Raw genomic sequence first — 24,534 nt, forward strand, 5'->3', positions numbered from 1 at the left:
TCGTCAAAGTCCAACTGTCGCGCTGCCCGGACCTGACCGGCCCTGCCCGCGCGAATAATATGACAAGGCATAAGATTATGACCCGACGTTTGCGGTCGCGCGCCTGGCTCGACAACCCTGACAATCCTGACCTGACCGCCCTGTCGCTGGAACGGTATCTCAATTACGGCCTGACCCTGGACGAGCTGCGCTCGGGCAAGCCGATTATCGGCATCGCCCAGACCGGCTCGGACCTGGCGCCATGCAACCGCCACCACATCACCCTGGCCCAGCGCGTGCGCGAAGGCATTCGCGAGGCGGGCGGGATCGCGATTGAATTTCCCGTCCACCCTATCCACGAGAACGGCAAGCGCCCCACCGCCGCACTGGACCGCAATCTGGCGTATATGGGTCTGGTCGAGCTGCTCTACGGCTATCCCATTGACGGCGTGGTGCTGACCATTGGCTGCGACAAGACCACGCCCGCCTGTCTGATGGCGGCCTCCACCGTGGACATTCCCGCCATCGCGCTGTCCGTCGGGCCCATGCTCAATGGCTGGCACAAGGGCCAGCGCGTGGGCTCGGGCTCCATCGTGTGGCAGGCGCGCCAGATGATGGCGGCCGGCGAGATCGACTATGAGGGCTTTATCGAGCTGGCGGCCACCAGCGCGCCTTCGGTGGGCTATTGCAACACCATGGGCACGGCCACCACCATGAACTCGCTGACCGAGGCGCTCGGCATGAGCCTGCCCGGCAGCGCCGCCATCCCTGCGCCCTACCGCGAGCGCCCGCAAATGGCCTACGCCACAGGCAAGCGCATCGTGGACATGGTCCATGAAGACCTCAAACCGTCGGACATTCTGACGCGCGACTCCTTCCTGAACGCCATCGCGGTCAGCTCGGCCATAGGCGGCTCGACCAATGCGGTGGTGCACCTGATGGCGCTGGCGCGCCACGCCCAGGTGGAGCTGGATCTGACCGACTGGCAGAGCCATGGCCACGACATCCCGCTGCTGGTCAATCTCCAGCCGGCGGGGACCTATCTGGGCGAGGATTTCCATCAGGCCGGAGGCGTGCCCGCCGTCATCGCCCAGCTCATGGGCCAGGGCCTGATCGCCGAGGACGCCCGCACCGTCAACGGGCGCACGATTGGCGAGAACTGCCGGAACGCCGAAATCATCCTGCCCGACGTCATCCGCACGTTTGACGCGCCGCTGGCGCACAAGGCCGGGTTTCTGGTGCTCACCAGCAATCTGTTCGACAGCGCGATCATGAAGACCAGCGTGATCTCGGCCGACTTCCGCCAGCGCTATCTGTCCGATCCGCAATCGCCCAACGCCTTCGAGGGCGTGGCGGTGGTGTTTGACGGGCCGGAGGATTATCACAAGCGCATTGACGACCCGGCCGAACCCATCACGGCGCAGTCCATTCTGGTGATGCGCGGCTCGGGCACGATCGGCCATCCCGGCTCGGCCGAAGTGGTCAATATGCGCCCCCCCGCCCGGCTCATAAAGGACGGGATCAAGGCCCTGCCCTGCCTGGGCGACGGGCGCCAGTCGGGCACATCCGGCTCGGCCTCCATCCTGCACATCAGCCCGGAAGCCGCCGCAGGCGGCAATATCGCGCTCCTGAAGACCGGCGACCGGCTGCGTGTGGATCTGGAGGCGGCGCGGGTGGACTGGCTGGTCAGCGATGACGAGATCGCCACGCGCCGCCAGGCGCTGGAGGCGGCCGGGGGCTATGCCTATCCGCCCTCCCAGACCCCCTGGCAGGAAGTCCAGCGCGGCCTGACCGGCCAGCTGGACACCGGCGCGGTGCTGGAACCGGCGGTGAAATACTACCGCATCATCGACCGCTTCGGCACGCCCCGCGACAATCACTGAAGCCGGCGCCAGAGCCGGCACGGGGGCGCCGGTGACGCGCCGCTTATCCCCCTGTCTTCCGCCTGCCTTATGATGGGCCTTGCCGGTCTGATGGAAGGGCATGTTCGCGGCGCGCTCATGTCAGACCGGCGCGGGGATCATTGTCCCCCCGCTCCTGGTGTCTGGCGGCCGGTCCTCACCGATGGCGCGCCCTTCACCGCCCCGTCCGGGGCTTAATGGGGTTACGGGAATACGGACATCACCCGCGCGTGCGGACGGCCCTTCAAGGCCAAGCCACACCACCACGCCAACGCCATCCGGCCCTCAGGGGCCGTCCGCACCCCTTCCATACGCCCGCAGGCAAGCCTGGCGGGGCGCGCAGCGCTTGCCTAAAGCGCGATCAGGTTCTGGGGCAGGCCCGGCGTCTCGACACGCAGTTTGAACAATCCGCCCGCCAGGGGCTGGGCCTTGCGCGCAGCGGCGTCCTGACCGAGCCAGGCCGTGGTGCAGTAGAGGGTCTTGAGATCATCATCGCCGAAGGCGGCCTTGGTGATCGCCGAGACCGGGAAGGCGATCTTGTCCAGTTCCCGCCCGTCCGGCGCAAAGCGCGCCACGCCCCAGCCGCCGAACAGGCCCACATGCAACACGCCTGCGCTGTCCACGCTGGGCCCGTCGGCATAGCCTTCATGGGTCACCGCAAACACGCGCTTGTTCGAGATGCGCCCCTCTGCGTGATCGAAAGCGTAGATGGTCTTGTCCAGCGTGTCGTGATGATAGAGCGTCGCCCCGTCCGGGCTCAGGGCCGGGCCATTGGTGACGCCATAGCCGTCATCCATCAGGCTCAGCTCGCCCCCGGCCCAGCGATAGAGCGCGCCGGTCTTTTGCTGCTCGCTGTCATCCATGGTGCCGAACCAGAGCGCGCCGTCGGGCGCGGCGAATCCGTCATTGATGCGGTTTTGCGGGCGGCCGGCCTCCACCTCGCACAAGCGTTCAAAATCGCCCTTATCCGGATCAAAGCGGTAGAGCCCGCCGCGCACCCCGCACACCAGCGCGCCATCGCTGGCCGGCAGGGCGAAGCCGGTCTGGTCGGGCGTGGTCCAGGACTGGCGGGAACCGTCATCCACGCCATAGCGGTGCAGGCGCCGGCCCTTGATGTCGACGAACCAGACGCAGCGCCGCGCCGCATCCCAGACCGGGCCTTCACCCAGCTCGCATTGGCAGTCCCACAACAGTTCCGGCGCGCTCATCTCATCTTCAGGACCAGCTATAGGCGGTCTTCACCTGGGTGAAGAACTCGGCTGCGGCGAAGCCCTGCTCCCTGGGGCCGTAGGAGGAGGATTTGATGCCTCCGAACGGCACATGATAGTCCACGCCCGCTGTGGGCAGATTGACCATCACCATGCCCGCTTTCGCCCGGCGCTGGAAGTCGCGGGCATGCTTGAGCGATGTGGTGGCGATGCCCGCCGACAGGCCGAACTCCACGCCATTGGCGGTGTGAAGCGCCTCTTCGTAATCCTTCACCCGGATCACCGAGGCGACGGGCCCGAACACCTCTTCATTATTGATGCGCATGGAGGCCCGGGTTTCGGTCACAAGCGTGGGCTGGACATACCAGCCCGGCTTTTCCAGCTGCGGGCGCTCGCCGCCGGCCGCAATCGAACCGCCTTCCTTGGCGGCGATCTCGATATAGCGATAGCTGGTCTCGCGCTGGTCTTCGCTGACCGCCGGTCCCACCTGCGTGTCCTTGTCCAGCGCATCGCCCACGCGCAGCGCCTTCACGCGCTCGGCCAGGGCGGCGACGAATGTGTCGTGAATGCCCTCCTCCACGATCAGCCGGGACGAGGCCGTGCAGCGCTGGCCGGTGGAGAAGAAGGCGCCATCGAGCGCAATCGTCACCGCCCGCTCCAGATCGGCGTCATTGAGCACCACCAGCGGGTTCTTGCCGCCCATCTCCAGCTGCACGCGCGCCTGACGCGCCACCGCGCCGGCCGCCACGCCCGCGCCCACTTTCTGCGAGCCGGTGAAGGAAATGCCGTCCACGTCCGGGTGGTCGACCATCGCCTGGCCGACCCGGCCGCGCCCGATCACCATGTTCAGGACGCCATCAGGCAGGCCCGCCTCGTGCAGGATCGCCACCAGCGCCTCGGCGGTGGCCGGGGTATGTCCGGCGGGTTTGAGCACCACCGTATTGCCGAACGCCAGCGCCGGCGCGGCCTTCCAGGCGGGAATCGCGATGGGGAAATTCCACGGCGTGATCAGGCCATACACCCCCACCGCCTGACGGTAGGTCTGCACCTCCACGCCGGGCCGGGTGGAGGCCAAATTCTGGCCGTGCAGGCGCAGCGCTTCGCCAGCGAAGTATTTCAGGATGCGCGCCGCGCGCATGGTCTCGCCAATGCCCTCGGGCAGGGTCTTGCCCTCCTCGCGAGAGAGCAATCGCCCCACCTCCTGGGCCCGCGCCATCAGTAGCGAACCGGCCTTGTCCAGCACGTCCGAACGCACTTCCGGCGAGGCTTCGGACCAGGCCGGGAAGGCGGCGCGGGCGGCGGAGACGGCGGCGTCCACATCCTCCGCCGTCCCGTCCGGCGTGCGGGCCACCACATCGCGCGTGTCCGACGGGTTCAGGCTTTCAGCCGGGCGGTCATCGCCCTGCCTGCGGCCCCCGATCCAGTGCGACAGTTCGAGTGTGGCGGCCATGGCGTGAGGTCCTTTCGTATCAGCCGGTCATCTGTTCGAGTTCCTTGCCGCGTGTCTCGCGCACGATCACCAGGACGAAGAAGAAGGAGATCAGGGCGCACGTGGCGTAGAAGCTGTAAGCGGCCATCAGCCCGAGCCCGGCCGCCATGATGGGGAAGCTCATCGTGATCGCAAAATTGGCGATCCACTGGGCGAAGCCGGAGACGGCGAGCCCTGAGCCGCGGATCTGGTTGGGGAACATCTCGCCGAGCATCACCCACATCACCGGGCCCCAGGAGAAGTTGAAGAACATCACATAGACATTGGCCGCCACCAGAGCCAGCAAGCCCATGGACGGGCGCAGGTCGAGCACGCTGGAGCTCAGCACCGCGCCTTCGGGATAGGCTGTGCCGCTGGCCAGCACCGTGCCCGGCTCCAGCACTGTGCCCGCCGCCAGGAATGTCCCGGTGGAGAAGGCATAGGCGACCAGGCCCAGCGTCACCGCCATGCCGAACGAGCCGATCAGCAGCATGGGCTTGCGGCCCACCTTGTCGATGACCATCAGGCCGGCGATCACCGCGGCGATGGACAGGGCGCCCGAGACCACATTGATCATCAGCGCATCGCCCTCGCTCAGGCCCACCGACTGCCAGAGCACCGCGCCGTAATAGAAGACCACATTGATGCCCACGAGCTGCTGGAACACCGCCAGCCCGATGCCCGCCCACACGATCAGGCGCACGCCGCCCTTCTCGCGGTCCAGAAGGTCGGAGAGTTTGGGCTTGTGATCGGACGCCAGAGAGGCGCGGATTTCCTCCACCTTCATCTTCGCCGCTTCAGCGCCGAACAGGCGGGTCAGCACCGCCTCGGCCTGATCGGTCTTGCCCTTGATGACCAGAAAGCGCGGGCTTTCAGGAATGCGGAACAGGGCGATGAAGAAAATGATGGCCGGGATCAGCTCGACCCAGAACATCCAGCGCCAGGTCTGGAAGCCCAGCCAGAACTCCGCCGTGGATCCGCCTGCGGCGTTGGCCAGCAGGTAATTGGCCAGGAAGGAGAAGAACAGGCCGGAAATGATGGCGATCTGCTGGATGGTGGTCAGACGCCCGCGCATGCGCGCCGGGGCGATCTCGGAGATATAGGCCGGCGCCATGACGCTGGCCGCGCCCACCGCCAGGCCGCCCAGAATGCGGAAGACGATGAACTCGCCCGAGCTGTTGGCGACGCCCGAGCCCCAGGCGCTGATCACGAAGAACACAGCCGCCACGATCATCATGGTGCGCCGGCCGAAAATATCGGCGGCCCGGCCCGCGAACGCCGCGCCGATGGCGCAGCCCAGCAGCATGGAGGCGACATTGAACCCGGTGCCGATATCCTCCGAGCCGAACGCGCCCCTCAGCCCGTCCACCGTGCCGTTGATCACCCCGCTGTCATACCCGAACAGGAAGCCCCCGATGGTGGCCACCAGAGCGGTGGTGATGATGAAGCCCATATTGGCCTGTTCAGCGTCCGCCGAACCGGCCGCTCCCGGAGCCGAGAGATTGGCCATGTCTTAGTCCTCCCCTGAAGGCCTCTTTGCGGGCCTGGTGTTCTTGCCGTCCAGGTTCTAGCCCCAGCCGGCGTCGACCATGAATTCATGTCCGGTGCACGCGCGCGCATCATCAGACGCCAGAAACAGCGCCACCGCGGCGATATCGCCCGGTTCGATACGGAATTTCAGCGCCTGCTGCTCGACGATGCGCGCCTCTTCACCGGCGGTGTACCACTGGGCCTGGCGCGGCGTCTTCACATTGCCCGGCACGATGCAGACCACGCGCACGCCATGCTCGCCCAGCTCGCGCGCCATGGCCCGGGTCATGCCCTCCACGCCCGCCTTGGCGGTCTCGTAGACCGACAGCTCCGGCAGGCCCAGGCGCCAGGATATGGAGCCCAGATTGACGATCACGCCCTGGCCGCGCGCGCGCATGCCTTCAGCGACAGCCTGGCTGGCGAAGAACTGGTGGCGCAGATTGATGGCGATGCGGTTGTCCCAGTATTCGGGCGTCACATCCTCGACCCGGTGGCGGTCGTCATTGGCCGCGTTATTGACCAGCACATCGACCGGCCCGGCCTCGCGGGCGATGCGCGCCAGCACGGCCTTGAGCGCGGCGGTGTCGGTGATGTCGCAATGATAATAGGCCGGCGCCGGGTCCAGTCCGGACAGGGACTGGTCCAGCGCCCGCGAAGCCTCTTCGGCCACGTCGATGAACGCCACGCGCGCGCCCTGGCGGGCGAAAGCCTCGGTCAGCGCCGCGCCAATGCCCGAACCGCCGCCGGTCACGACCACGACCCGTCCCTTCAGCGAGGGATAGACCGCCGCATTGCCGTTGACCTTCGCAATCATGTGGCCTCCAGAAGCCCGCGGGCGGCGAGATTGCGCATCAGCGCGGAAATGCCGAACGTCCAGGGGGGCGCATTGTCGCAATGCTCCACCAGATTTTCCAGAACGCCAAGACGCTCGGAGCTGACCCTGACACGATCGCCGCGCTTGTGGGTGAAGCCGCGTCCGGGCGCATCCCGGTCCTCGATCGGGGCGAACATGGTGCCCAGGAACAGCGCCATCCCGTCAGGATATTGATGGTGTTCGCCAAAGGTCTGGCCGATCAGGTCCAGCGGATCGCGGCTGATCAGGCGCATGGAGCTTTCGCCGGTGAGCACAAACCCGTCCTCGCCCTCCACCCGCAGCGCGACCGTGGCCGAGCGCACGTCATCCAGGGTGAAGCCGTCATCAAACAGACGGATGAACGGGCCCAGCGCGCACGACGCGTTATTATCCTTGGCCTTGCCCAGAAGCAGGGCCGAGCGGCCCTCGAAATCGCGCAGATTGACGTCATTGCCCAGCATGGCGCCCACGGCTTCGCCTTCGGGATTGCACACCATGACGATTTCCGGCTCGGGATTATTCCATTGGGAATCAGATCGCACGCCCACATGGCCGCCATGGCCCACGGAGGCCAGGACCGGGCATTTGGTGAAGACCTCCGCGTCCGGGCCGATAGCGACTTCGAGATACTGGGACCACAGCCCGTCGGCGATCAGCGCCGCCTTCAGCCGCGCCGCTTTCTCGGAGCCCGGCTTGACCGAGGCCAGATCGCCGCCCATGCGAGTCTGGAGCGTGTCACGGATATCGCGCGCCCGGGCCAGATCGCCGCCCGCGCGTTCCTCGATCACACGCTCGATGGTGGAGACCGCGAAGGTGACGCCAGCAGCCTTGACCGTCTGCAAGTCCACCGGCGCGAGCAATGTCAGGGCGCCGGGCGCATCCTCGCCCCAGACTGTCGCGATGTTCAGGGCTTCCGCCGCGCCCAGATCACGCCCGCCGGACACGCCGGTCCGGTCCAGCTGCGCCAGCAAGTCCGCAGAGGTGGGCGCTATGGCGGACATGTCATAGACCCGGCCATTGCGGATCATCACCGGCGCCGGGCCTTCAGGCAGCGCAATGCGCCCGGCCAGCGTCGCGGATCGCCAATCCGCCGGAAGGCAGTCGGTCAGTCGGGTCATTCCTCCCCCCGGCTCCTGTCGGCTTCAACCGCAAGCGCACTGTGTTTGTTAGCGCTAACATCGCTACTTAATCCTCCAAGTGTCAAGGCCGTAACCGGCCTGGAACTGGAATTTACGAGGCGTCCGGTCGGGGCGCCGGGCCGGTGGAGGCGCGAATGACGAGCTTGTAGGGAAGAAGCCGGTCCACGGGCTGGGCCGGGGCGCTGGGCGTCTTGCCGCGCGCGGCCTCTGACAGGATTCGCACCGCCGTCTCGGTCATCCCGGCCACGGGCTGATGAATCGTGGTCAGTTCCGGCCAGACCGCTGTGGCGATCGGGGTATCGTCAAATCCCGCCACAGAAAGGCTGCCAGGCACCACCCGCCCGCGATAATGGGCGGCGGCCATGACCCCGGCGGCCATATCGTCATTGCTGGCGAAAATGGCGGTTGGCGGCTGTTCGCTGGCGAGCAGCCTCATGGCCGCTTCCAGTCCCGAGCGATAGGTGAAATCGCCCTCCTCAACCAGGGCGGAGGCGGCGCGCCCGGCCTTGCGGATCTCGGTCTCGAAGCCCAGCAGGCGCTCGGCGGTGGCCGACTGGTTGGCCGCGCCCTTGATGAAACCGATCCGCTTGTGACCCAGATCCAGCAAGTGGCGCGTCATCTCGGCGGCGGCGGCGAAATCATCAATGCGCACCGTATTGGGTTGCTGGTTGAGCAGCCGGGCGCCGACCGCGACTCCGGTGATATTGTGCAAAGCCAGCTGTTCATGCGCCGTCACCGATTCGGCATGAGGCGACGGCAGGATCACGCCGGTCACGCCCCCGGCCACCAGGCGGTCGATTGCAGCGCGCTCGCTGTCCTCTGACGCGCCGCATTTTTCAATCATCAAAAGGGAGCCGCTGCGCTGGGCCCCATCAAGCGCGCCCACCAGGAACTCGCTGAGATAGCCCGCGCTGGGGTTGGAGTAGAGCAGCCCCACCCGCCGCCCGCCATGCCGGGCCAGCGAGCGCGCCGCAGGATTGGGCGAATAGCCCAGCTCGGCCACGGCGCGCAGGACATTCTCGCGCGTGGACTGGCGCACGCCGCTGAAATTATTGATGACCCGGGACACCGTCATGGGCGACACGCCGACATGCCGCGCCACATCCTCGATTGTCACGGCTCCGCGCCGGTCCTTGTCTCTCGCCACTCTGGTGTGTCTCTCGTCTTGACAATAGGCGCGGGCCAGACCCGCGGCGCCCTGCGTTAATGGAATCTCCCTTGCCGGTCCAGCGTCAACACGCACGCCGCGCGTTCGCCCCGGCGCCGGCCAGCGCGCAAGGATAGTGTTGGCGGCCATATCAAAGAGAGGGTTGGCGCGCGGCGCACAGCGCGAACAGGCCAGCCCCATCAATATCGGTTCGCCCCCCGGCCTGCGCCCGCCAAGGCGCCGCGCGCGTCATGGCTGAAGGTGAAATGGGCCGCCGTCAGATACGGGTTCAGACCGTTCACCGTGAAGTTCACGTCGATATTGGTATAGCCGGTGAAGGCGTAGATATCGTTGGCCAGGGTGCGCCCGCGCCGCCCGCAGCCCGAAGGGCGAGGACGCGCAGGAGATAAAGATCAGCCGATCTGGCCGGCGGCGTTATTTAAATGGTGTTAAATCTCTTTGACTATAGCGCCACCTCATCCAGATTATCGCAAACGCCTGGTATCAAACCGACGCGCGGATTGATTGGGATGGCATTCCATTCAATCAGCAAAGCCTGCGAAAAATCTGCTTCGAATGCGCGGGAAGCTTCGGGAATATTGCTTGCGAAAATGGCAATGCTCACTTCATGACCATACAGGCTTGCATTGTTCGCCATCATGAATGTCGTCGCGCCGGGCACTTGCGCGGCCAGCCTTATGTCCTCCCAATAGCCGGGGCGCGGTTCGCCCCTGGCGGAAGAGTGCAAGGGGACATCAACCAGTATTGGCATATCGTGATATAAAAAACCGTTTTCGATGACGTGTTTAGCGAAAAACAAACGGAGATCATCTGCCTGTTGGGGCTGCTGCAGGCATACAAGAAATCGCGAGGAAGGGTAGCTTGAAGCGAAAGGGTCGCATCCCGACAAGAAAAATGCGGCAACGCTGGTCAGAGCTGTGAGACTGTATTTATTCATCTTCCGGGCCCTCCTCGGGCAACTAATGTCAACGCCGTACACATACTCGCCGCTCCAGAAACAGCGCGCCCGAAGTATGCAGAACCAATAGCAATATTCTCTTTCCTGTGCGCACCTATACCAACACCCACAACACTTATAATTGAAGTTCCGAAAGCTCCCCGCCTCACATTGAATTCAAGAACCCTGGATAATAACGATGGCCGGGTTGGGTTATGTTAATCAATGTCCGATTATCTGGATCGACGATTTGAAAAATCGGATTATTGCCCCACAGCTTGCGTTCGTGTCCGCCCTCTTCAGCAAAAGCTGCACCTGGAGCAGGCATCAATGGCAATCTTATCATGTGAAAAGCCAAATCAGCAGAGCATAACCCAACCGCACTTTCTGCAAAAAAATGCGGCTCTCCAACAATACCATATATCGTTCTGAGCTGCATGATCGCTGTTGCAAAAGCTGCCTGAGAAGGTGACATCCCCATAGACGCAGAGAAGAATATCAAAGCATCTCCCGACGCGATCCATTGAAGCAAATGATCATCCCGGCAGTGCATCGAGAAAGGGCACTCTTTATCCTTGTATTCTTGGTGTGGCTCACGCTCTGGAATATCCGGCGACACCCCCCACGGATCCACAAAATTGATCGGATCGCCGCCCACATAGGCGTAGAGATTGAGCCCGCCGGCCAGGCCGATCGGGTCGGGCTGGATGAAGCGGCCAAGGCCGGGATTGCAGATGCGGTTCTTGCAGGAGCAGGCGCCGATCTCGCCCAGCCAGAGCTGGCCCGCAGCGCCCGCAACCCGAAGGGCGAGGACGCGCAGGGATGTCATGGCTTATAGCCGAACCGGCCCACATTGCCGGACGCTGGCAGGCCATAGTCGTCATAGCTGTTGATCTGCACCACCGCGCCCGACCCATTGGTCTCGGCGATGCTTCGAAGGATTAGACGCACGCTCCGATGCAGCCCCTAGAGCAGGACCTTAATTCCAATCCGTAAATGCATCCATTTCCATGTAATTACAATCATGATCACAAGACACTCCAAATGATCTAATTCGGTCATCTGTAGCGCACTTCCAACTTACAATGTCATGGTCGTCGGCATCCTCGAATTCAGAATCCAGTCTTTGCACACCTAGAAAAGAAAAATGCCGCTCGACAATTTCCATATCGCCATTAAATATGGTGGTCATGGAAATTCCGTAACATTCAAAATCCAACAGCTCCCGTCCAGACACATTGGCTTTTCTTTTAGCATATTTAAATACGTCGAATAAATACAAGATCTGAATCCCAGACGTCACGCTTTGGTCTATTGAATGCGTTTCATCGTAAGCACCCCAACGCTCTGTGGGATGTTGTTCTGGATTTTCACTCCCCGCCAGAATGAGCGCCCACACAATTGACAAGAACAACGATGATGTCATGATTTTTGCTCCGCACTTAAGAATCGCAAGAAATGTCTGGGGTCGCAAAAGCACGGCCTGGAGAGCTAGAGAATGGTGACCGTTGATGATAGTCGGCCCTACCTCTATGATCAAATCTCGGAGTATACGAGGTCACCCTCTGGTTTGTTATTAAGCCTAAAGGCCTCCGACTCCGAATTGCAAACCTTCCATCTGCCATAGAGAACTCGTGAAACGAGGGGTGGCCATGCAGGTCGCGACCGTGTGTGTGCCATGTTCCTACATGAGAATGACCGGGATTGCAGATGCGGTTCTTGCAGGAGCAGGCGCCGATCTCGCCCAGCCAGAGCTGGCCCGCAGCGCCCGCAGCCCGAAGGGCGAGGACGCGCATCAGTCAAAAGCCCCTGCACACAGCCGCAATATACGACGCTTAGCGGTCATGTTGAGGCGAACGCGCACAGGGCGCGCCGGCGCAAGGAGTGGCGCTTCAAAGCTTTATTTTCATTCGGGGAATTGGGTGCGGGGGTAGGATTTGAACCTACGACCTTCAGGTTATGAGCCTGACGAGCTACCGGGCTGCTCCACCCCGCGTCAATGCCGTTCACAGGGCTGGCCCGTGATCAGGGGGCGCTATGTATGACGCGCGCTTGACGGCGTCAACCGGTGCGCTGCGCGCCGTCATGCTTCCGTGCGATGCGCGAACCGGCCGGTTAACTATGGCCTTGCCCGTTCCCCGCGGTGCGCAGTAATCTGCGTTCAAGCCAGTGCGTCAGGGGCGGCGTCATGACCGCCTCATCGTCTGGCCGGGGGACAGGGACGAGGTGCTGGCATGCGCGCAGGCGGTGTCGAGGCAGTCTTGAACACGGATCGGGCGGCAGGGCGCAAGCGCCGTCATGCCCGCGCCTTGACTTTACGGCGCTCAGCCGAGCTGTCTCTGGCCGCCCTGGTCGCCGGAGGCGGATTATTCACCGCTTTCGTCACCGACGCCGCGCCCCAGAATCCGGCCCACGCCCCATCGGCCGATCCGGGCGCTTTGGCCCTTTCCGCGCCGTTTGTGGATCTGGACGCGTATTCGCTGCCCCAGGCTTCAGATGGCAGCCGCCAGGCGGTGGCGGCTGCCTTGTCGCGCTCGGGCGCAGCCCTGCGCCTGGCCGAGCCTTATCCTTATAGTCTGGCATCGTCTGACGAGACCGGTTTTGACCTTGGGCCGGACGTGCAGTTGCGCGCCCGCGCCCGCGCCGTAGACGGGTCGCGCTGGTCAGGTTCGGCGCTGGGCGTCCAGCTCACCGCAAGCACCCGCACGCTCAGCGATCTGCCGCCTGTTTTCCTGGTCGGCGGGGCGGGACGCGAGAGCTATGTGATCGCGCCAAGCGGCATGCTGGACTACACTTTCGCCCCTGCAGGCGCCTTCGCCAGCGTGGGCGACGCCCATTTCGGCGTCGGCCTGGAGGTCAATGACGATCTGTTCGTCACCGCGGGCTATGTGCGCGAACAGCGCCACTACCGCATGGGCGCGCGCGACTGGTCTGAAGAAGACCATTATGCCGGCCTCGCCCTGCGCGCGCGCTGGTAGGCGGGTTTTTCTAGATATCCAGGTGAAAGAAGCGGTTGAACGCGCCGGGCTGATACCCGCCAAAGGCCGCGCCTTCCTCAAATCCCCGTTTGCGGTAAAGCGCCAGCGCCGCCTCGAACGGCCCGCCAGAGCCCGTTTCCAGGCTGAGGCGGCGCCAACCGCGTGCGCGGGCTTCTGCGATGATGTGCTCGAGCAGGGCCGCGCCCACGCCCTGACGCATATGATCAGGATGGGTGCGCATGGATTTGATCTCGCCCGCCCCCTCGCCCAGGGCCTTGAGCGCGCCCATGCCCGCCAGCGCGCCTTCACGCCAAGCTGTCCACACGCTGACATCCGGTGATGTCAGCGCCGCCACGCCCAGCGCATGCACCGTTCCAGGCGGCGAGCTGGCGTGCATGCCGGCCAGATGCAGCGCCAGCAGGGCCTGGACCTCTTCCGAGCTGAGGTCATCGGGGCGGATCTCGATCATGGCCCTTCCAATACCTCCGCCCGGCCCAGGCGTCGATGGCGCCATCCAATCTCTACTGGCGACACGGTCGAAGAGAAGACGGGGTGGAGCACCTGAAGACCGGCCCCTTCCTCGCCGCCCGGGGCGCGTCAAGCGGCTGCGCGCGCCCATGCTAGCTGGCCCCGGGCTTGCATCGCTGGGCCCTCAGCGCTTTCGGGCGCGTCAGGGTGGAGCAGATTTGTGGTTCACAGCCTCGATCAGTCACTGGAAACGCACACAGGCGCGGGCGGACGGGTCTCCTCTGCGGGGCTCCAATCGATCAAGTCTGCAGCCCTTCTTTGGGCTGATCTGATCGCTTTTGTGCTGGCTGGCGCGCTGGCCTGGATGATCACCGGTTTGTGGCGCGCGGGCGTTGATTATCCCGCGCTCAGCGCCAATCCGGCCGGAATCAGCCTGCATCTGGGCATGGCGGGCGCGTTTTCGCTGGCGCTGCTGGCCTGGTTTCGTTCGCGCGGGCATTACCACCGGCGCGAGGCCCTGGCCGATCAGATGCCCGCCATCCTCATCGGCTGCGCCGCCGCGCTGATGGCGGCTGGCGCCATCCAGTTCGCGACCATCGAGGTGGGCTCGCGCCTTCTGACCATGCTGCACTGGGTTCTGCTGGCGCCGGTGCTGGTCATAACGCGCCTTGCGGCGCGCACCAGCCTGCGTTCGGCGGGGTTGTGGACCAGCCCGGCCATTGTGTTTTGCGAACCCGCCCGCGCCGCCAGCACGGGCGACGTCATCGCCCGCCATGACGCGCTGGGCGTGCATGTGGAAACCGCAGTGAGCACGCAAGGCCTCGCATCGCGCCGCCTGATCGACATGATGCGCCAGGCGGCGGCCTCGGGCCTGGTGGTGGTCTACGCGCCCTCGCCCGGCGAGCGCCATCAGCACGCCGTGATCCGCGCCCTGACGCTGGAGGGCGTGCCCTTCCTCCTGGCGCCCCAGCTGGGGCCCCTGCCCGCTCATGCCGAAATTCTCAACTACCCGCTCGAAGATGTCTCGTTTGTGGACGTGCGCGACCCGCTGGCGCGCCCGCTGGCGCGCGCCGCCAAGCGCGCCTTCGATATTGCAGCGAGCGCAGCGCTTCTGATCGTGCTGGCGCCGGTGATGGGCGCCGTGGCGCTGGCCGTGCGCGCCGATGGCGGCCCGGCCCTGTTCCGCCAGAAGCGCGCCGGAAGCGGGGGCGAGGTCTTCGACTGCCTGAAATTCCGCTCCATGCAAATGGACGCCGAAGCGCGCCTGGAAGCACTGATCGCCTCGGACCCGGCGGTGGCGGCGGAATGGAACGCGTTCCAGAAACTGCGCCGCGATCCGCGCATCACGGCGGTGGGACGGCTGATCCGCAAGACCAATATCGACGAGCTGCCCCAGCTCATCAATGTGCTGCGCGGGGAGATGAGCCTGGTCGGCCCGCGCCCCATGACCCTCGGCCAGATGGACGAGTACGGCGATTATCTCACCGCCTATCAGCGCGTGCGCCCCGGCCTGACCGGGCTGTGGCAGACCAATGGGCGCAATGCGACCACCTTTGCCGAACGCGCGCGCCTGGACGCCTGGTATGTGCGCAACTGGTCGCTATGGCGTGATTTCGTGATCCTGATCCGCACCGTGCGCGAGGTGGTGTTCGCCCGTGGCGGGTGACCAGGGCGCCACAAAGCAGGCATAACGCTTTTCTTCCATCCGTTTGCCGCTACAACGAAGCCCGTCCACACTGCGGCGCAAGGCGCACGGCAGGCTTTGAGGTTACGGGCATGACGAAAACCGCGCTGATTACCGGAGTCACCGGCCAGGACGGGGCGTATCTGGCGCGCCTGCTCCTGTCCAAGGGCTATGTGGTGCACGGGATGAAGCGGCGGGCCTCTTCGTTCAACAGCGCGCGCATTGATGACATCTATCAGGACCCGCACGAGGCGCCGACGAATTTCCATCTGCACTATGGCGACATGACCGATTCCACCAATCTCATCCGGCTGGTGCAGGAAACCCGCCCTGACGAGATCTATAATCTGGCCGCCCAGTCCCACGTCCAGGTCAGCTTCGAGACGCCCGAATACACCGCCAACGCCGATGCGCTGGGCGCGCTGCGCCTTCTGGAAGCGCTGCGCATTCTGAAGATGGAGCAGGACTGCCGCTATTATCAGGCCTCAACGTCCGAGCTGTACGGCCTGGTCCAGGCCGTGCCCCAGAACGAGACCACCCCCTTCTATCCGCGCAGCCCCTACGCGGCGGCCAAGCTCTACGCCTACTGGATCACGGTCAATTACCGCGAGGCCTATGGCATGCACGCCTCCAACGGGATTTTGTTCAATCACGAGAGCCCGATGCGCGGCGAGACCTTCGTCACCCGCAAGATCACGCGCGCCGTGGCGGCCATCGAACTGGGCTTCCAGAAGTCGCTGTGGCTAGGCAATCTGGACGCCCGGCGCGACTGGGGCCATGCGCGCGACTATGTGGAAGGGATGTGGCGCATCGTCCAGCACCAGGTCGGCGATGACTGGGTGCTGGCCACGGGCGAGACCCATACCGTGCGCGAGTTCGCCGAACGCGCCTTCGCCGAAACCGGCCGCACGCTTGAATGGACGGGCGCAGGCGTGGACGAGACCGGGCGGGACGCCAAGACGGGCGAGGTGCTGGTGCGCATTGATCCGCGCTATTACCGCCCCACCGAGGTGGACCTGCTGATCGGCGATCCCTCCAAGGCCGAGGAGAAACTGGGCTGGCGCCACACCACCGCCTTCCCCGAACTGGTGCGCGAAATGGTGGCCGAAGACCTCAAGGCCGTGGCCGCCGAGGCGGGTCGCAATAACCGTCATGGCTGAGCGCGTCTATTCCCTCAAGGGCAAGCGCGTCTATGTGGCCGGCCATCGCGGCATGGTGGGTTCTGCCCTGGTGCGCCGGCTAAAGCGCGAGGACTGCGAGATCCTCACCGCCACGCGCCAGGAAGCTGATCTGGTGCGCCAGGACCAGGCCGAGGCCCTGATGGCGCGCTTGAAGCCGGAGGCCGTGTTCATCCCCGCCGCCAAGGTGGGCGGGATTCTGGCCAATGACAGCTATCCGGCCGCCTTCCTCTACGACAACCTGATGATCGCGGCCAATCTGATCCACGCCGCCCATGAGACAGGCGTGGAGAAGCTCCTGTTCCTGGGCTCCTCGTGCATCTATCCCAAGCTCGCGCCCCAGCCGATACCCGAAGACGCGCTGCTGACCGGCCCGCTGGAGCCCACCAATGAGTGGTACGCCATCGCCAAGATCGCCGGCATCAAGCTGTGCCAGGCCTATCGCAAGCAGCACGGCCGCGACTTCATCTCGGCCATGCCCACCAATCTCTACGGACCGGGCGACAATTATAATCTCCAGACCTCCCACGTGATCCCGGCCCTGATCCGCAAGGCCCATGAGGCCAAGCTGGCCGGCGCGGCCTCCATGGAGATCTGGGGCACCGGCGCGCCCATGCGCGAGTTTCTCCACGCCGATGACTGCGCTGATGCGCTGGTCCATCTCATGCAGGTCTATTCCGCTCCTGAGCACGTCAATGTGGGCTCGGGCCAGGATCTCACCATCGAGGCGCTGGCGCGCCTCGTCATGGAGGTGGTGGGTTTTGAGGGCGAACTGACCAAAGATCTCTCCAAGCCCGACGGCACGCCGCGCAAGCTCATGAGCGCCGATACCATTCGCGCGCTGGGCTGGACGCCGAAGATCGCCCTGCGCGAGGGCTTGCAAGACGCCTATGACTGGTTTTTGAAGAACCAGACCTGACGTCAGCCCGACTGATATCCGTCTCAGGAGCCTTGCCCTTGCGTATCCTAGTCACCGGCGCGGCCGGCTTTATCGGCGCCCATGTCAGCCATGCGCTCCTGGATGAGGGCTGCGCCGTCACGGGGCTGGACAATCTCAACGCCTATTACGATCCGGCCCTGAAGCGCGCGCGGGTGGAATTCCTCAAGGCCCGAAAGGGCTTCGATTTCGCCGAGCGGGATCTGGCCGATGAAACGGCGCTGGACGGGCTGGGCGCGTTTGACGTCATCGTGCACCTGGCCGCCCAGGCGGGCGTGCGCTACTCGCTGGAAGCGCCGTTTGCGTATCTGGACTCCAATCTCAAAGGCCAGCTGACCGTTCTGGAGCATGTGCGCCACGCCAGCACCCGCCCCTTCCTGGTCTACGCTTCATCCAGCTCGGTCTATGGCGATACGACGCCCGCGCCCTTCGCCGAGGACGCGCGCGCCGACTCGCCGGTCTCGCTCTACGCGGCCACCAAGCGCGGCGCGGAGATGATCAGCCAGAGCTATGCCTCGCTCTACGGCATCGAGCAGGTGGGCTTGCGCTTCTTCACCGTCTACGGCGCCTGGGGCCGGCCGGACATGGCCTATTACGCGTTTGCCGAGGCCATGCTGGACAACAAGCCCATCCAGGTCTTCAACCATGGCGACCTGATGCGCGATTTCACCTGGATCGACGATATCGTCGCGGGCGTGACCGCCATCGCCCTGGGCGGGCCGAAAGGCGGCCAGGCGGCCGGCCGCACGCACCGGCTCTACAATATCGGCAATAACCGGCCCGAGCGTCTGATGGACTTCATCGCCACGCTGGAAAACGCCTTTGGCCTTGAGGCCGAGAAAATCATGACCGGAATGGCGCCGGGCGATGTGCATATGACCGCGGCCAATATTGACGCCATCCGCGCCGATTATGGCTTTGAGCCCACAACTTCCATCGCTGAAGGCCTGCCGCGCTTTGCGCGCTGGCTTAAGGACTGGCGCGCAGGCCAGGCGGCTGACTGGCGCTACTGACGCGCCCTCGCCACACGCGCCGCGATCTGGCATGGAGGGGCGTCAAATGAGGAAACCCGCCATGACCGCTTCGCCCGCCCGCTCTGTGATCGATCTGATCGGCGACACGCCTCTGGTCCGCCTGAACCGGGTATCGGACGCCACGGGCTGCGAGATTCTGGGCAAAGCGGAGTTTCTCAATCCCGGCGGTTCGGTGAAGGACCGCGCCGCGCTGGGCATTATCCGCGCCGCGGAGCGCTCCGGTGCGCTGAAACCCGGCGGCACCATCGTGGAGGGCACAGCGGGCAATACCGGCATTGGCCTGGCCATGGTTGGGCGGGCTCTGGGCTACCGTGTGGTGATCGTGTTTCCGCGCACCCAGTCGCGCGAGAAGGCCGCCGCCATCCGCCTGATGGGCGCTGAACTGATCGAGGTGGACGCCGTCCCTTACGCCAACCCCAATCATTATGCGCGCTATTCAGGACAGCTGGCGCAAGAGATGAACGCCAGCGAGCCCCATGGCGCGATCTGGGCCAATCAGTTCGACAATACCGCCAACCGCGCCATCCACGCCCAGACCACCGGCCCGGAAATCTGGGCGCAGACCGGCGGCCAGGTCGACGCCTTCGTGGCCGCGGTGGGCTCGGGGGGCACGATTGCGGGCGTGTCCGATTACCTCAAGAGCCAAAGCAAAACCGTGCGCATCGCGCTGGCCGACCCCGGCGGCGCGGCGCTCTACGGCTATTACGCCCATGGCGAGCTGAAGGCGGAAGGCAATTCCATCACCGAGGGCATCGGCCAGAGCCGCATCACCGCCAATCTGGACGGCGCGGCCATCGACGACGCCTTTCGCATCCCCGACGAGGAAGCGCTGGAGATCCTCTATGATCTGGTCATGCACGAAGGCCTGTGCCTGGGCGGATCAGCGGGCATCAATATCGCGGGCGCTGTGCGCATGGCGCGCAAGATGGGCCCCGGCCACACCATCGTGACCATTCTGTGCGATCACGGCTCGCGCTATCAGTCCAAGCTCTACAATCCCGATTTCCTGCGCGAGAAGGGCTTGCCCACGCCGCCCTGGCTGGAGGGGTAAAACCGCTATGCGGCTCTCAGGCCCAGGGCTTCAAGGCGTCTAGTCTTCGGTATCGGCCCGCTGGGGACGGAGCAATACATCAACAGCGCGCGGCGACACGGACACCTGGCCGACATGTATAATGCCGTCAAAATCAGCGTCATAAAGGGCGTCTGGATTGAAGATCGAGCTGCCCGGGGAAAGCCCAGCAGGCGCATTTGGCGGCGCGGTCCATTGGCCAAAGACAGGCTCGTCTCCAGTATAGCCCTCTGTAACGCCGCCGGAATGCACCAGCCGGAACGTACGCACAGGTCTGTCCCCGAGCAGGAGCGGCGTGGCGACGTAGGGCAATGTACGCACCATCCGTTCGCGGGGAAAATAGAACTGGTTCTCCGTCACTGAGCGACGCACATGCATGGCGCCTGACATCATCAATATCCGGTCATAGCCGCCCGTGTCCCAGGCTTTGGCAACGGTCACGGCCATATGCAGGTTACGGGCGCCATGGCGCAATGCGTCGGGCGCGACATCTGGCAACGGGCCAGGAAACCGCGCCAGAATCGCATCGACGGGCTCCGCCGCATCTCTGTCAGCAGCTGCGACGTCAATGGAGTGCCTCGCTTCACGCAGGGTGCGAGCGTACTCGAGCAGGCGAAACAGAGCGAGACTTGAGCGGCCATCGCGAACGACCGTCCAAAACCAACTGCCGTCAAACAACTCCGCGCGCGCCTCGAGAGAGCCGTCACTGGCCATGAAGCGTTGAAGGCGGTCGTCCTCGGTTCCGGGAATCTCCAGCGCCAGCAAGATGCGTTCGCCGCGCCCTGCCGCGACACACAGGAGCGCCCCCACCGCATGAGGCTGCTCGGCATTGCCATGGCTTTCGCCTAACAAAATGATGTTCGACCTTGGAGAGTCGAGGATCGCCTCGGCCCCCGCCCACGCTCCGCACGATTGCTCAAGCGGCGTTGGCGCGAGCGCCAAGGATGCGGACAAAGCCAACACAGCAGAGATCAATGCAGGCTCCTCAACGTCCAGCGGGGCGGCCGGCGCGCCCGTCTTCGGTTTCGTAAATGAACAATGGGGAAGCCACTCTGGCGCGCTCCGCCATATCATTTCGACCGCGTTCAAAGGCCCCATCCGAACGCGCGGCCGCCAGTGTAATTTCGGCCGGGCGCGGTTCAAAGTCAGCGCCAGCGAGCCGACACAAATAGTCAGTGAACGCCCATAAGACTGGTAAATCCGGCGCGACCTCTTCCATCCAGAGAAACTGACCCATCTCATTGGCCTCCAGAAATATAACATCGCCATCGGGGCAAACAATCAGATCAATTGACGCCGTGCGAAGGCCCAATTGACTAACAATACTGGTGCAGGCTTTTGAAATTGATTTTGGCAGATTAAGCCCCTACCTGAACGGCGGCGCGTAGATCAGGCCGCCATCGCTCCACTGGGCGTTCAGCCCGCGTTCGAGGCGCAGGGGCGAGGTCTCGCCCAGATGGCGGGCGAACATTTCGCCGTAATGGCCGCGCGCGGTGATGGCGTTCAGCGCAAAGTCCGCGTTCAGTCCAAGCCCCTCGCCCATGGCGCCTTCAGCGCCCAGCAGGCGTCGCACCACGGGGCTGCGGGCCTCGGCGCGCAGCGCGCGGGCATTGGCGGCGGTCACGCCGTATTCCTCCGCCGTCACAAGGGCATGGAGCACCCAGCGCGCAGCCTCGGCGAAGCGCGGATCGCGCGCGGCCACCACCACGGACAACGGCTCCTTGGAGATCACGTCGGGCAGGATCACATGGTCATCGGGCGCAGCCAGCCCCCGGCGCAGGGCGGCCAGGGCCGAGATATCGCTGGTGAGCACGTCGCAGCGCCCGGCCTCATAGGCCGCGCGCGCCTCGGCGGGCGTGTCCGAGAGCACCGGCGTCAGGGTGAGGCCATAGATATCGGCATAGTCGGTGAGATTGAGCACGCTGGTGGTGGCGTCCTGCACGCATGCGCGCGCGCCGGACAATTCGCGCGCGCTGGCCACGCCCAGATCGGCGGGCGCCAGAAAGCCCTGGCCGTCATAATAATATATCCCTGCGAAATTCACCTTCATCCGCGCTGCGCGCGAGAGCGTCCAGCTGGTATTGCGCAGCAGGATGTCCACCCGCCCCTCTTCCAGCGCCGGCAGGCGCTCGGCGGTGGTCAGGGGCACGAAGCGCACGCGCGTGGCGTCGCCCAGAAAGGCCGCCGCATAGGCGTGGCACAGATCAATCTCGAAGCCGCGCCAGGTCCCGTCGCTGTCCTGTTCGGCAAAGCCTGGAAGGCCGGTATCCACCCCGCAGGCCAGCACGCCCCGGTCGCGGATCGAGGCCAGCGCCGAGCCCATGGCCTCCATCTGGCTTTGCGATACCGAAAAGCCCACGGCAAACGCCGCCGCGGCCCTTGACCAGCGGCGCGGCGCAAACAGGTCGAACAAAGACGCTGGCGTCACTGCACCAACCACCCTAAACGCTTAAAGAACCGCCCCTTGGATGTACCCAAACAGGAGGCCCGCGTCGACATGAAACGCGATACCCGCCTCATTCATTCCGGCCGTTCGCAACGCGACCGCGAACTGGTGAACCCGCCGGTGCGCCGCGCCTCCACCGTGCTGGGCGACAGCGCGCAGGCGCTCTATGAGCCCACGCCGGGCGAACATCATTACGGGCGCGGCGGGCTGAGCCCCAATGACGAGCTGCGCGCGGCCATCGCCGATATGTATGAGGCTGATCATGTCGGCCTCGCCCCCTCAGGGCTGGCGAGCGTGGTGCTGGCCCTGCGCGCGGCGGTCACCGGGCCGGGCGAGGCGCTGATCACCGATTCGGCCTACAAGCCGGTGCGCCGCTTCTGCGACGAGGAGCTGCCGCGCTTAGGCGTCACGCCGCGCTATTACGATCCGCGCATCGGGGCGGACATTGCACAGCTGATCACGCCGCAGACCCGGATGATCCTCATCGAAAGCCCCGGCTCGCTGACCTTCGAGGTGCAGGACATCCCCGCCATCACCGCCGCAGCCCGGGCCGCGGGCGTCACCACCGTGATCGACGACACCTGGAGCGCGGGCTGGTTGATGAACCCGCTGGCGCTGGGCGTGGACTACGCCGCCCAGGCGCTGACCAAATACGCTGGCGGGCATTCGGATTTCCTGATGGGCGCAGTGGCTGCGCGCGGCGCCCACGCCAAACGCCTGAAATCCCAGGAGAGCGTCAACGGCCTCCACGTGTCGCCCGATGACGCCTTCCTGTGCCTGAGGGGGCTGCGCACCCTGCCCCTGCGGCTGGAGCGCTCGGGCGCGACGGGGCTGGAGCTCGCGCACCGCCTCGACGCCCATAAGCGCATCGCCCGCGTCCTGCATCCGGCTTTGCCTTCCAGTCCCGACCACGCCCTCTATGCGCGCCAGTTCAGCGGCCCGGCCGGCTGCTTCGCCTTCATCGTGAAGGATGCCAGCGCGGCGCAAGGCGAAGCCATCGCCGAATCCTGCCAGCTCTTCGCCATGGGCTTTTCCTGGGGCGGGTTCGAAAGCCTGATCCTGCCCTGCGACCGCCAGATCATCCGCACCGCCGTGCCCTGGAGCGCCGAGGGCGCGCTGCTGCGGCTGTCAGTGGGCCTGGAGGATGTGGAGGATTTGTGGGGGGATCTGGCGCGGGTGTTGGGGTAGGCCCTGGCGACCCCGGCAGGACTCGAACCTGCAACCATCGGATTAGAAGTCCGGCGCTCTATCCAGTTGAGCTACGGGGCCAGTGCGGGCGGGGGTGGAGGCTGATCGCGCCCGCGCGCAAGGCTTAACCGGCGCGCGGCGGGGCGGCAATCAAAAGCAGCGGCTTGGGGCAGTGGGGGCGGCGTGCGCCCTGCCCGGCACGGCGCACAGCCCGGCGCGCAAGCCCGGTCAGTGTGACCAGGGCTCCTTGCGGTCATGGGCGAAATTGCCGGCATAGGTCTTGATGCGGCGCGGGGTTTCGCGGGCCTCGAACACCTGGAAGGGAATTTCGTAGCGCTTGGCGTAGGCCACGGCGCTGTCGCGGCTGTCGAAGCTCAGGCGCACCTGGCGGCGGGTGTCGCCGGTGGAGGCCCAGCCCATGAGCGGGTCGGGGCGCTTGGCCATGGCCGGCTCGAACTCCAGCACCCAGCTTTGCGCCTTGGCGCGGCCGGACTGCATCGCGGTTTTCGCCGGACGGTAGATCTTGGCGAACATCAAGGCGTCTCCAGAACTCTCAAGCCCCCCGCCCACAGGCGGGAAAGATGGTCGGGGCGGCCGGATTCGAACCAGCGACCCTCTGGTCCCAAACCAGATGCGCTACCAGGCTGCGCTACGCCCCGAGCGCCGGAACGGGGTTTACGCGCCCTCAGGCCCGGGCGCAAGACGCGAGCGCTCAGCCCTCTGCGTCATCTGCGTTATCGTCTTCGCTATCGTCTTCAGCGCCTTCACCCTCAGCGCCGTTTTCGCCGTCCTCATCGGCGCCGCCATCGTCGTCCGCAGGCGCAGGCGCATCGGTCATTGCATTGCCGAACAGGGCGTGGCGCACCGTATCGCCCGGTTCGATTCCGCGCTCACCCGCCCGGCCGCCGGCGATCTCCAGCACGGCCAGCACCGGGAAGTCCGAAAGCAGCTGGCTGCGCGAGAGCGGCTCGGCGTTCTCGATGATCTTCACGATCCGCCCGTCGCGGCGGATATAGAGGATGTCCAGCGGGATCAGCGTGTTCTCCATCCAGATGGAGACGATCTGCTCGCGCTCGAAATCGAACAGCATGCCCGCGTCCGGGTCGAGCGATTCGCGGTGCATCAGCCCGCGCTGGCGCTGTTCGTCGGTGGCGGCGATCTCGGCCAGGAACTCCACCGGGCCATCGGCGGTCTCGATCACCACCCGGTCCGGGCCGCCAAAGGCGACCACGGCGTCGGGCGCAGTGGGATCGCTGACCGCGTGCGCGCAGGCGGCGGCGAAAAGAACAAGGGCGCTGAACGCGCCGGCGAGGCGGGGCCATGAAAGGATCGTTGTCATGAGCGAAAGCTAGCCTTGCCGCGCGCGCCG

Annotated in this window: 23 protein-coding genes and 3 tRNA genes; 8 read left to right on the plus strand and 18 right to left on the minus strand. The window is 65.1% G+C overall.

The features are described 5' to 3' along the window. Positions 1-77: 77 nt before the first annotated feature. Positions 78-1,862: an IlvD/Edd family dehydratase gene (locus tag F1654_RS03385; protein WP_150022080.1), complete on the plus strand. Its 1,785-nt coding sequence runs from the start codon at positions 78-80 to the stop codon at positions 1,860-1,862. A gap of 368 nt (positions 1,863-2,230) precedes the next feature. On the opposite strand, the gene F1654_RS03390 is transcribed toward F1654_RS03385, so the two are convergent. The 11 genes from F1654_RS03390 to F1654_RS03435 all read right to left on the minus strand — a co-directional run bounded on the left by F1654_RS03390 (position 2,231) and on the right by F1654_RS03435 (position 12,179). Continuing rightward, entirely contained in the window at positions 2,231-3,088 is an 858-nt protein-coding gene (locus tag F1654_RS03390; RefSeq protein WP_150022081.1) for an SMP-30/gluconolactonase/LRE family protein, read from the minus strand. 7 nt (positions 3,089-3,095) lie between these two features. Beyond that, positions 3,096-4,538, minus strand: a complete 1,443-nt coding sequence (locus F1654_RS03395) for an aldehyde dehydrogenase family protein (RefSeq protein WP_150022082.1) — start codon at positions 4,536-4,538, stop codon at positions 3,096-3,098. Between the two features lie 19 nt (positions 4,539-4,557). Further along, positions 4,558-6,066, minus strand: coding sequence for a sugar porter family MFS transporter (locus F1654_RS03400; protein WP_150022083.1), 1,509 nt, complete (start codon positions 6,064-6,066; stop codon positions 4,558-4,560). Positions 6,067-6,123: 57 nt separating this feature from the next. Beyond that, positions 6,124-6,900 carry an SDR family NAD(P)-dependent oxidoreductase gene (locus F1654_RS03405; RefSeq protein ID WP_150022084.1) on the minus strand — a complete coding sequence of 259 codons (777 nt, stop codon included), beginning with the start codon at positions 6,898-6,900 and terminating at the stop codon, positions 6,124-6,126. Next, positions 6,897-8,057, minus strand: coding sequence for a fumarylacetoacetate hydrolase family protein (locus F1654_RS03410; protein WP_150022085.1), 1,161 nt, complete (start codon positions 8,055-8,057; stop codon positions 6,897-6,899). The genes F1654_RS03405 and F1654_RS03410 overlap by 4 nt, the downstream gene beginning before the upstream one ends. Before the next feature lie 112 nt (positions 8,058-8,169). After that, positions 8,170-9,195, minus strand: a complete 1,026-nt coding sequence (locus tag F1654_RS03415; protein WP_233205096.1) for a LacI family DNA-binding transcriptional regulator — start codon at positions 9,193-9,195, stop codon at positions 8,170-8,172. A gap of 493 nt (positions 9,196-9,688) precedes the next feature. Next, a complete protein-coding gene (locus tag F1654_RS03420) occupies positions 9,689-10,183 on the minus strand; it encodes a hypothetical protein (protein ID WP_150022087.1) in 495 nt (164 codons plus the stop codon). A 166-nt stretch (positions 10,184-10,349) separates the two neighbouring features. Further along, positions 10,350-11,012 carry an RHS repeat-associated core domain-containing protein gene (locus tag F1654_RS03425; protein WP_150022088.1) on the minus strand — a complete coding sequence of 221 codons (663 nt, stop codon included), beginning with the start codon at positions 11,010-11,012 and terminating at the stop codon, positions 10,350-10,352. Beyond that, complete coding sequence (locus F1654_RS14085) at positions 11,009-11,134, minus strand: hypothetical protein (RefSeq protein ID WP_269844597.1); 126 nt, start codon at positions 11,132-11,134, stop codon at positions 11,009-11,011. Before F1654_RS14085 ends, F1654_RS03425 begins: the two co-directional genes overlap by 4 nt. 28 nt (positions 11,135-11,162) lie before the next feature. After that, a complete protein-coding gene (locus F1654_RS03430) occupies positions 11,163-11,609 on the minus strand; it encodes a hypothetical protein (protein ID WP_150022089.1) in 447 nt (148 codons plus the stop codon). 493 nt (positions 11,610-12,102) lie between these two features. Then, positions 12,103-12,179: transfer RNA gene (locus tag F1654_RS03435), tRNA-Met, on the minus strand. A gap of 265 nt (positions 12,180-12,444) precedes the next feature. Here F1654_RS03435 and F1654_RS03440 point away from each other — a divergent pair. After that, on the plus strand, positions 12,445-13,161 hold the full coding sequence (locus F1654_RS03440; protein WP_150022090.1) for a hypothetical protein: 717 nt from the start codon (positions 12,445-12,447) through the stop codon (positions 13,159-13,161). A 10-nt stretch (positions 13,162-13,171) separates the two neighbouring features. Here F1654_RS03440 and F1654_RS03445 read toward each other — a convergent pair whose 3' ends face one another. After that, entirely contained in the window at positions 13,172-13,630 is a 459-nt protein-coding gene (locus tag F1654_RS03445) for a GNAT family N-acetyltransferase (RefSeq protein WP_150022091.1), read from the minus strand. Positions 13,631-13,849: 219 nt separating this feature from the next. Between F1654_RS03445 and F1654_RS03450 the strand changes: the two genes are divergently transcribed. The 5 genes from F1654_RS03450 (at position 13,850) to F1654_RS03470 (ending at position 19,513) form a co-directional block, all read left to right on the plus strand. Then, a complete protein-coding gene (locus F1654_RS03450) occupies positions 13,850-15,295 on the plus strand; it encodes an exopolysaccharide biosynthesis polyprenyl glycosylphosphotransferase (RefSeq protein ID WP_150022092.1) in 1,446 nt (481 codons plus the stop codon). Positions 15,296-15,405: 110 nt separating this feature from the next. Beyond that, entirely contained in the window at positions 15,406-16,473 is a 1,068-nt protein-coding gene (gmd, locus tag F1654_RS03455; protein ID WP_150022093.1) for a GDP-mannose 4,6-dehydratase, read from the plus strand. Then, positions 16,466-17,410, plus strand: coding sequence for a GDP-L-fucose synthase (fcl, locus tag F1654_RS03460; protein ID WP_150022094.1), 945 nt, complete (start codon positions 16,466-16,468; stop codon positions 17,408-17,410). The genes gmd and fcl overlap by 8 nt, the downstream gene beginning before the upstream one ends. A gap of 38 nt (positions 17,411-17,448) precedes the next feature. Beyond that, positions 17,449-18,441, plus strand: coding sequence for an NAD-dependent epimerase/dehydratase family protein (locus F1654_RS03465; RefSeq protein WP_150022095.1), 993 nt, complete (start codon positions 17,449-17,451; stop codon positions 18,439-18,441). Between the two features lie 61 nt (positions 18,442-18,502). Continuing rightward, a complete protein-coding gene (locus F1654_RS03470; RefSeq protein WP_150022096.1) occupies positions 18,503-19,513 on the plus strand; it encodes a cysteine synthase A in 1,011 nt (336 codons plus the stop codon). A 39-nt stretch (positions 19,514-19,552) separates the two neighbouring features. Here F1654_RS03470 and F1654_RS03475 read toward each other — a convergent pair whose 3' ends face one another. Continuing rightward, a complete protein-coding gene (locus F1654_RS03475) occupies positions 19,553-20,506 on the minus strand; it encodes a hypothetical protein (protein ID WP_150022097.1) in 954 nt (317 codons plus the stop codon). A gap of 391 nt (positions 20,507-20,897) precedes the next feature. Then, a complete protein-coding gene (locus F1654_RS03485) occupies positions 20,898-21,959 on the minus strand; it encodes an amino acid ABC transporter substrate-binding protein (protein WP_150022099.1) in 1,062 nt (353 codons plus the stop codon). A gap of 69 nt (positions 21,960-22,028) precedes the next feature. On the opposite strand from F1654_RS03485, the gene metC reads away from it, so the two are divergent. Then, positions 22,029-23,165, plus strand: a complete 1,137-nt coding sequence (gene metC / locus F1654_RS03490) for a cystathionine beta-lyase (protein ID WP_150022100.1) — start codon at positions 22,029-22,031, stop codon at positions 23,163-23,165. A 4-nt stretch (positions 23,166-23,169) separates the two neighbouring features. On the opposite strand, the gene F1654_RS03495 is transcribed toward metC, so the two are convergent. The 4 genes from F1654_RS03495 to F1654_RS03510 all read right to left on the minus strand — a co-directional run bounded on the left by F1654_RS03495 (position 23,170) and on the right by F1654_RS03510 (position 24,504). After that, a tRNA-Arg gene (locus tag F1654_RS03495) sits at positions 23,170-23,246 on the minus strand. A 147-nt stretch (positions 23,247-23,393) separates the two neighbouring features. Beyond that, on the minus strand, positions 23,394-23,699 hold the full coding sequence (locus tag F1654_RS03500) for an ETC complex I subunit (RefSeq protein WP_150022101.1): 306 nt from the start codon (positions 23,697-23,699) through the stop codon (positions 23,394-23,396). A gap of 48 nt (positions 23,700-23,747) precedes the next feature. Next, positions 23,748-23,824: transfer RNA gene (locus F1654_RS03505), tRNA-Pro, on the minus strand. A gap of 53 nt (positions 23,825-23,877) precedes the next feature. Then, a complete protein-coding gene (locus F1654_RS03510; protein ID WP_150022102.1) occupies positions 23,878-24,504 on the minus strand; it encodes a DUF192 domain-containing protein in 627 nt (208 codons plus the stop codon). Positions 24,505-24,534 lie beyond the last annotated feature (30 nt).

This window comes from Alkalicaulis satelles (assembly GCF_008630495.1).
Taxonomy (GTDB): domain Bacteria; phylum Pseudomonadota; class Alphaproteobacteria; order Caulobacterales; family Maricaulaceae; genus Oceanicaulis; species Oceanicaulis satelles.

Excerpts from the sequence above, each read along its gene's own strand:
- F1654_RS03385 (WP_150022080.1), top strand. The coding sequence starts at position 78 with ATGACCCGACGTTTGCGGTCGCGCGCCTGGCTCGACAACCCTGACAAT.
- F1654_RS03390 (WP_150022081.1), bottom strand. The coding sequence starts at position 3,088 with ATGAGCGCGCCGGAACTGTTGTGGGACTGCCAATGCGAGCTGGGTGAA.
- F1654_RS03395 (WP_150022082.1), bottom strand. The coding sequence starts at position 4,538 with ATGGCCGCCACACTCGAACTGTCGCACTGGATCGGGGGCCGCAGGCAG.
- F1654_RS03400 (WP_150022083.1), bottom strand. The coding sequence starts at position 6,066 with ATGGCCAATCTCTCGGCTCCGGGAGCGGCCGGTTCGGCGGACGCTGAA.
- F1654_RS03405 (WP_150022084.1), bottom strand. The coding sequence starts at position 6,900 with ATGATTGCGAAGGTCAACGGCAATGCGGCGGTCTATCCCTCGCTGAAG.
- F1654_RS03410 (WP_150022085.1), bottom strand. The coding sequence starts at position 8,057 with ATGACCCGACTGACCGACTGCCTTCCGGCGGATTGGCGATCCGCGACG.
- F1654_RS03420 (WP_150022087.1), bottom strand. The coding sequence starts at position 10,183 with ATGAATAAATACAGTCTCACAGCTCTGACCAGCGTTGCCGCATTTTTC.
- F1654_RS03425 (WP_150022088.1), bottom strand. The coding sequence starts at position 11,012 with ATGACATCCCTGCGCGTCCTCGCCCTTCGGGTTGCGGGCGCTGCGGGC.
- F1654_RS03430 (WP_150022089.1), bottom strand. The coding sequence starts at position 11,609 with ATGACATCATCGTTGTTCTTGTCAATTGTGTGGGCGCTCATTCTGGCG.
- F1654_RS03445 (WP_150022091.1), bottom strand. The coding sequence starts at position 13,630 with ATGATCGAGATCCGCCCCGATGACCTCAGCTCGGAAGAGGTCCAGGCC.
- gmd (WP_150022093.1), top strand. The coding sequence starts at position 15,406 with ATGACGAAAACCGCGCTGATTACCGGAGTCACCGGCCAGGACGGGGCG.
- fcl (WP_150022094.1), top strand. The coding sequence starts at position 16,466 with ATGGCTGAGCGCGTCTATTCCCTCAAGGGCAAGCGCGTCTATGTGGCC.
- F1654_RS03470 (WP_150022096.1), top strand. The coding sequence starts at position 18,503 with ATGACCGCTTCGCCCGCCCGCTCTGTGATCGATCTGATCGGCGACACG.
- metC (WP_150022100.1), top strand. The coding sequence starts at position 22,029 with ATGAAACGCGATACCCGCCTCATTCATTCCGGCCGTTCGCAACGCGAC.
- F1654_RS03500 (WP_150022101.1), bottom strand. The coding sequence starts at position 23,699 with ATGTTCGCCAAGATCTACCGTCCGGCGAAAACCGCGATGCAGTCCGGC.
- F1654_RS03510 (WP_150022102.1), bottom strand. The coding sequence starts at position 24,504 with ATGACAACGATCCTTTCATGGCCCCGCCTCGCCGGCGCGTTCAGCGCC.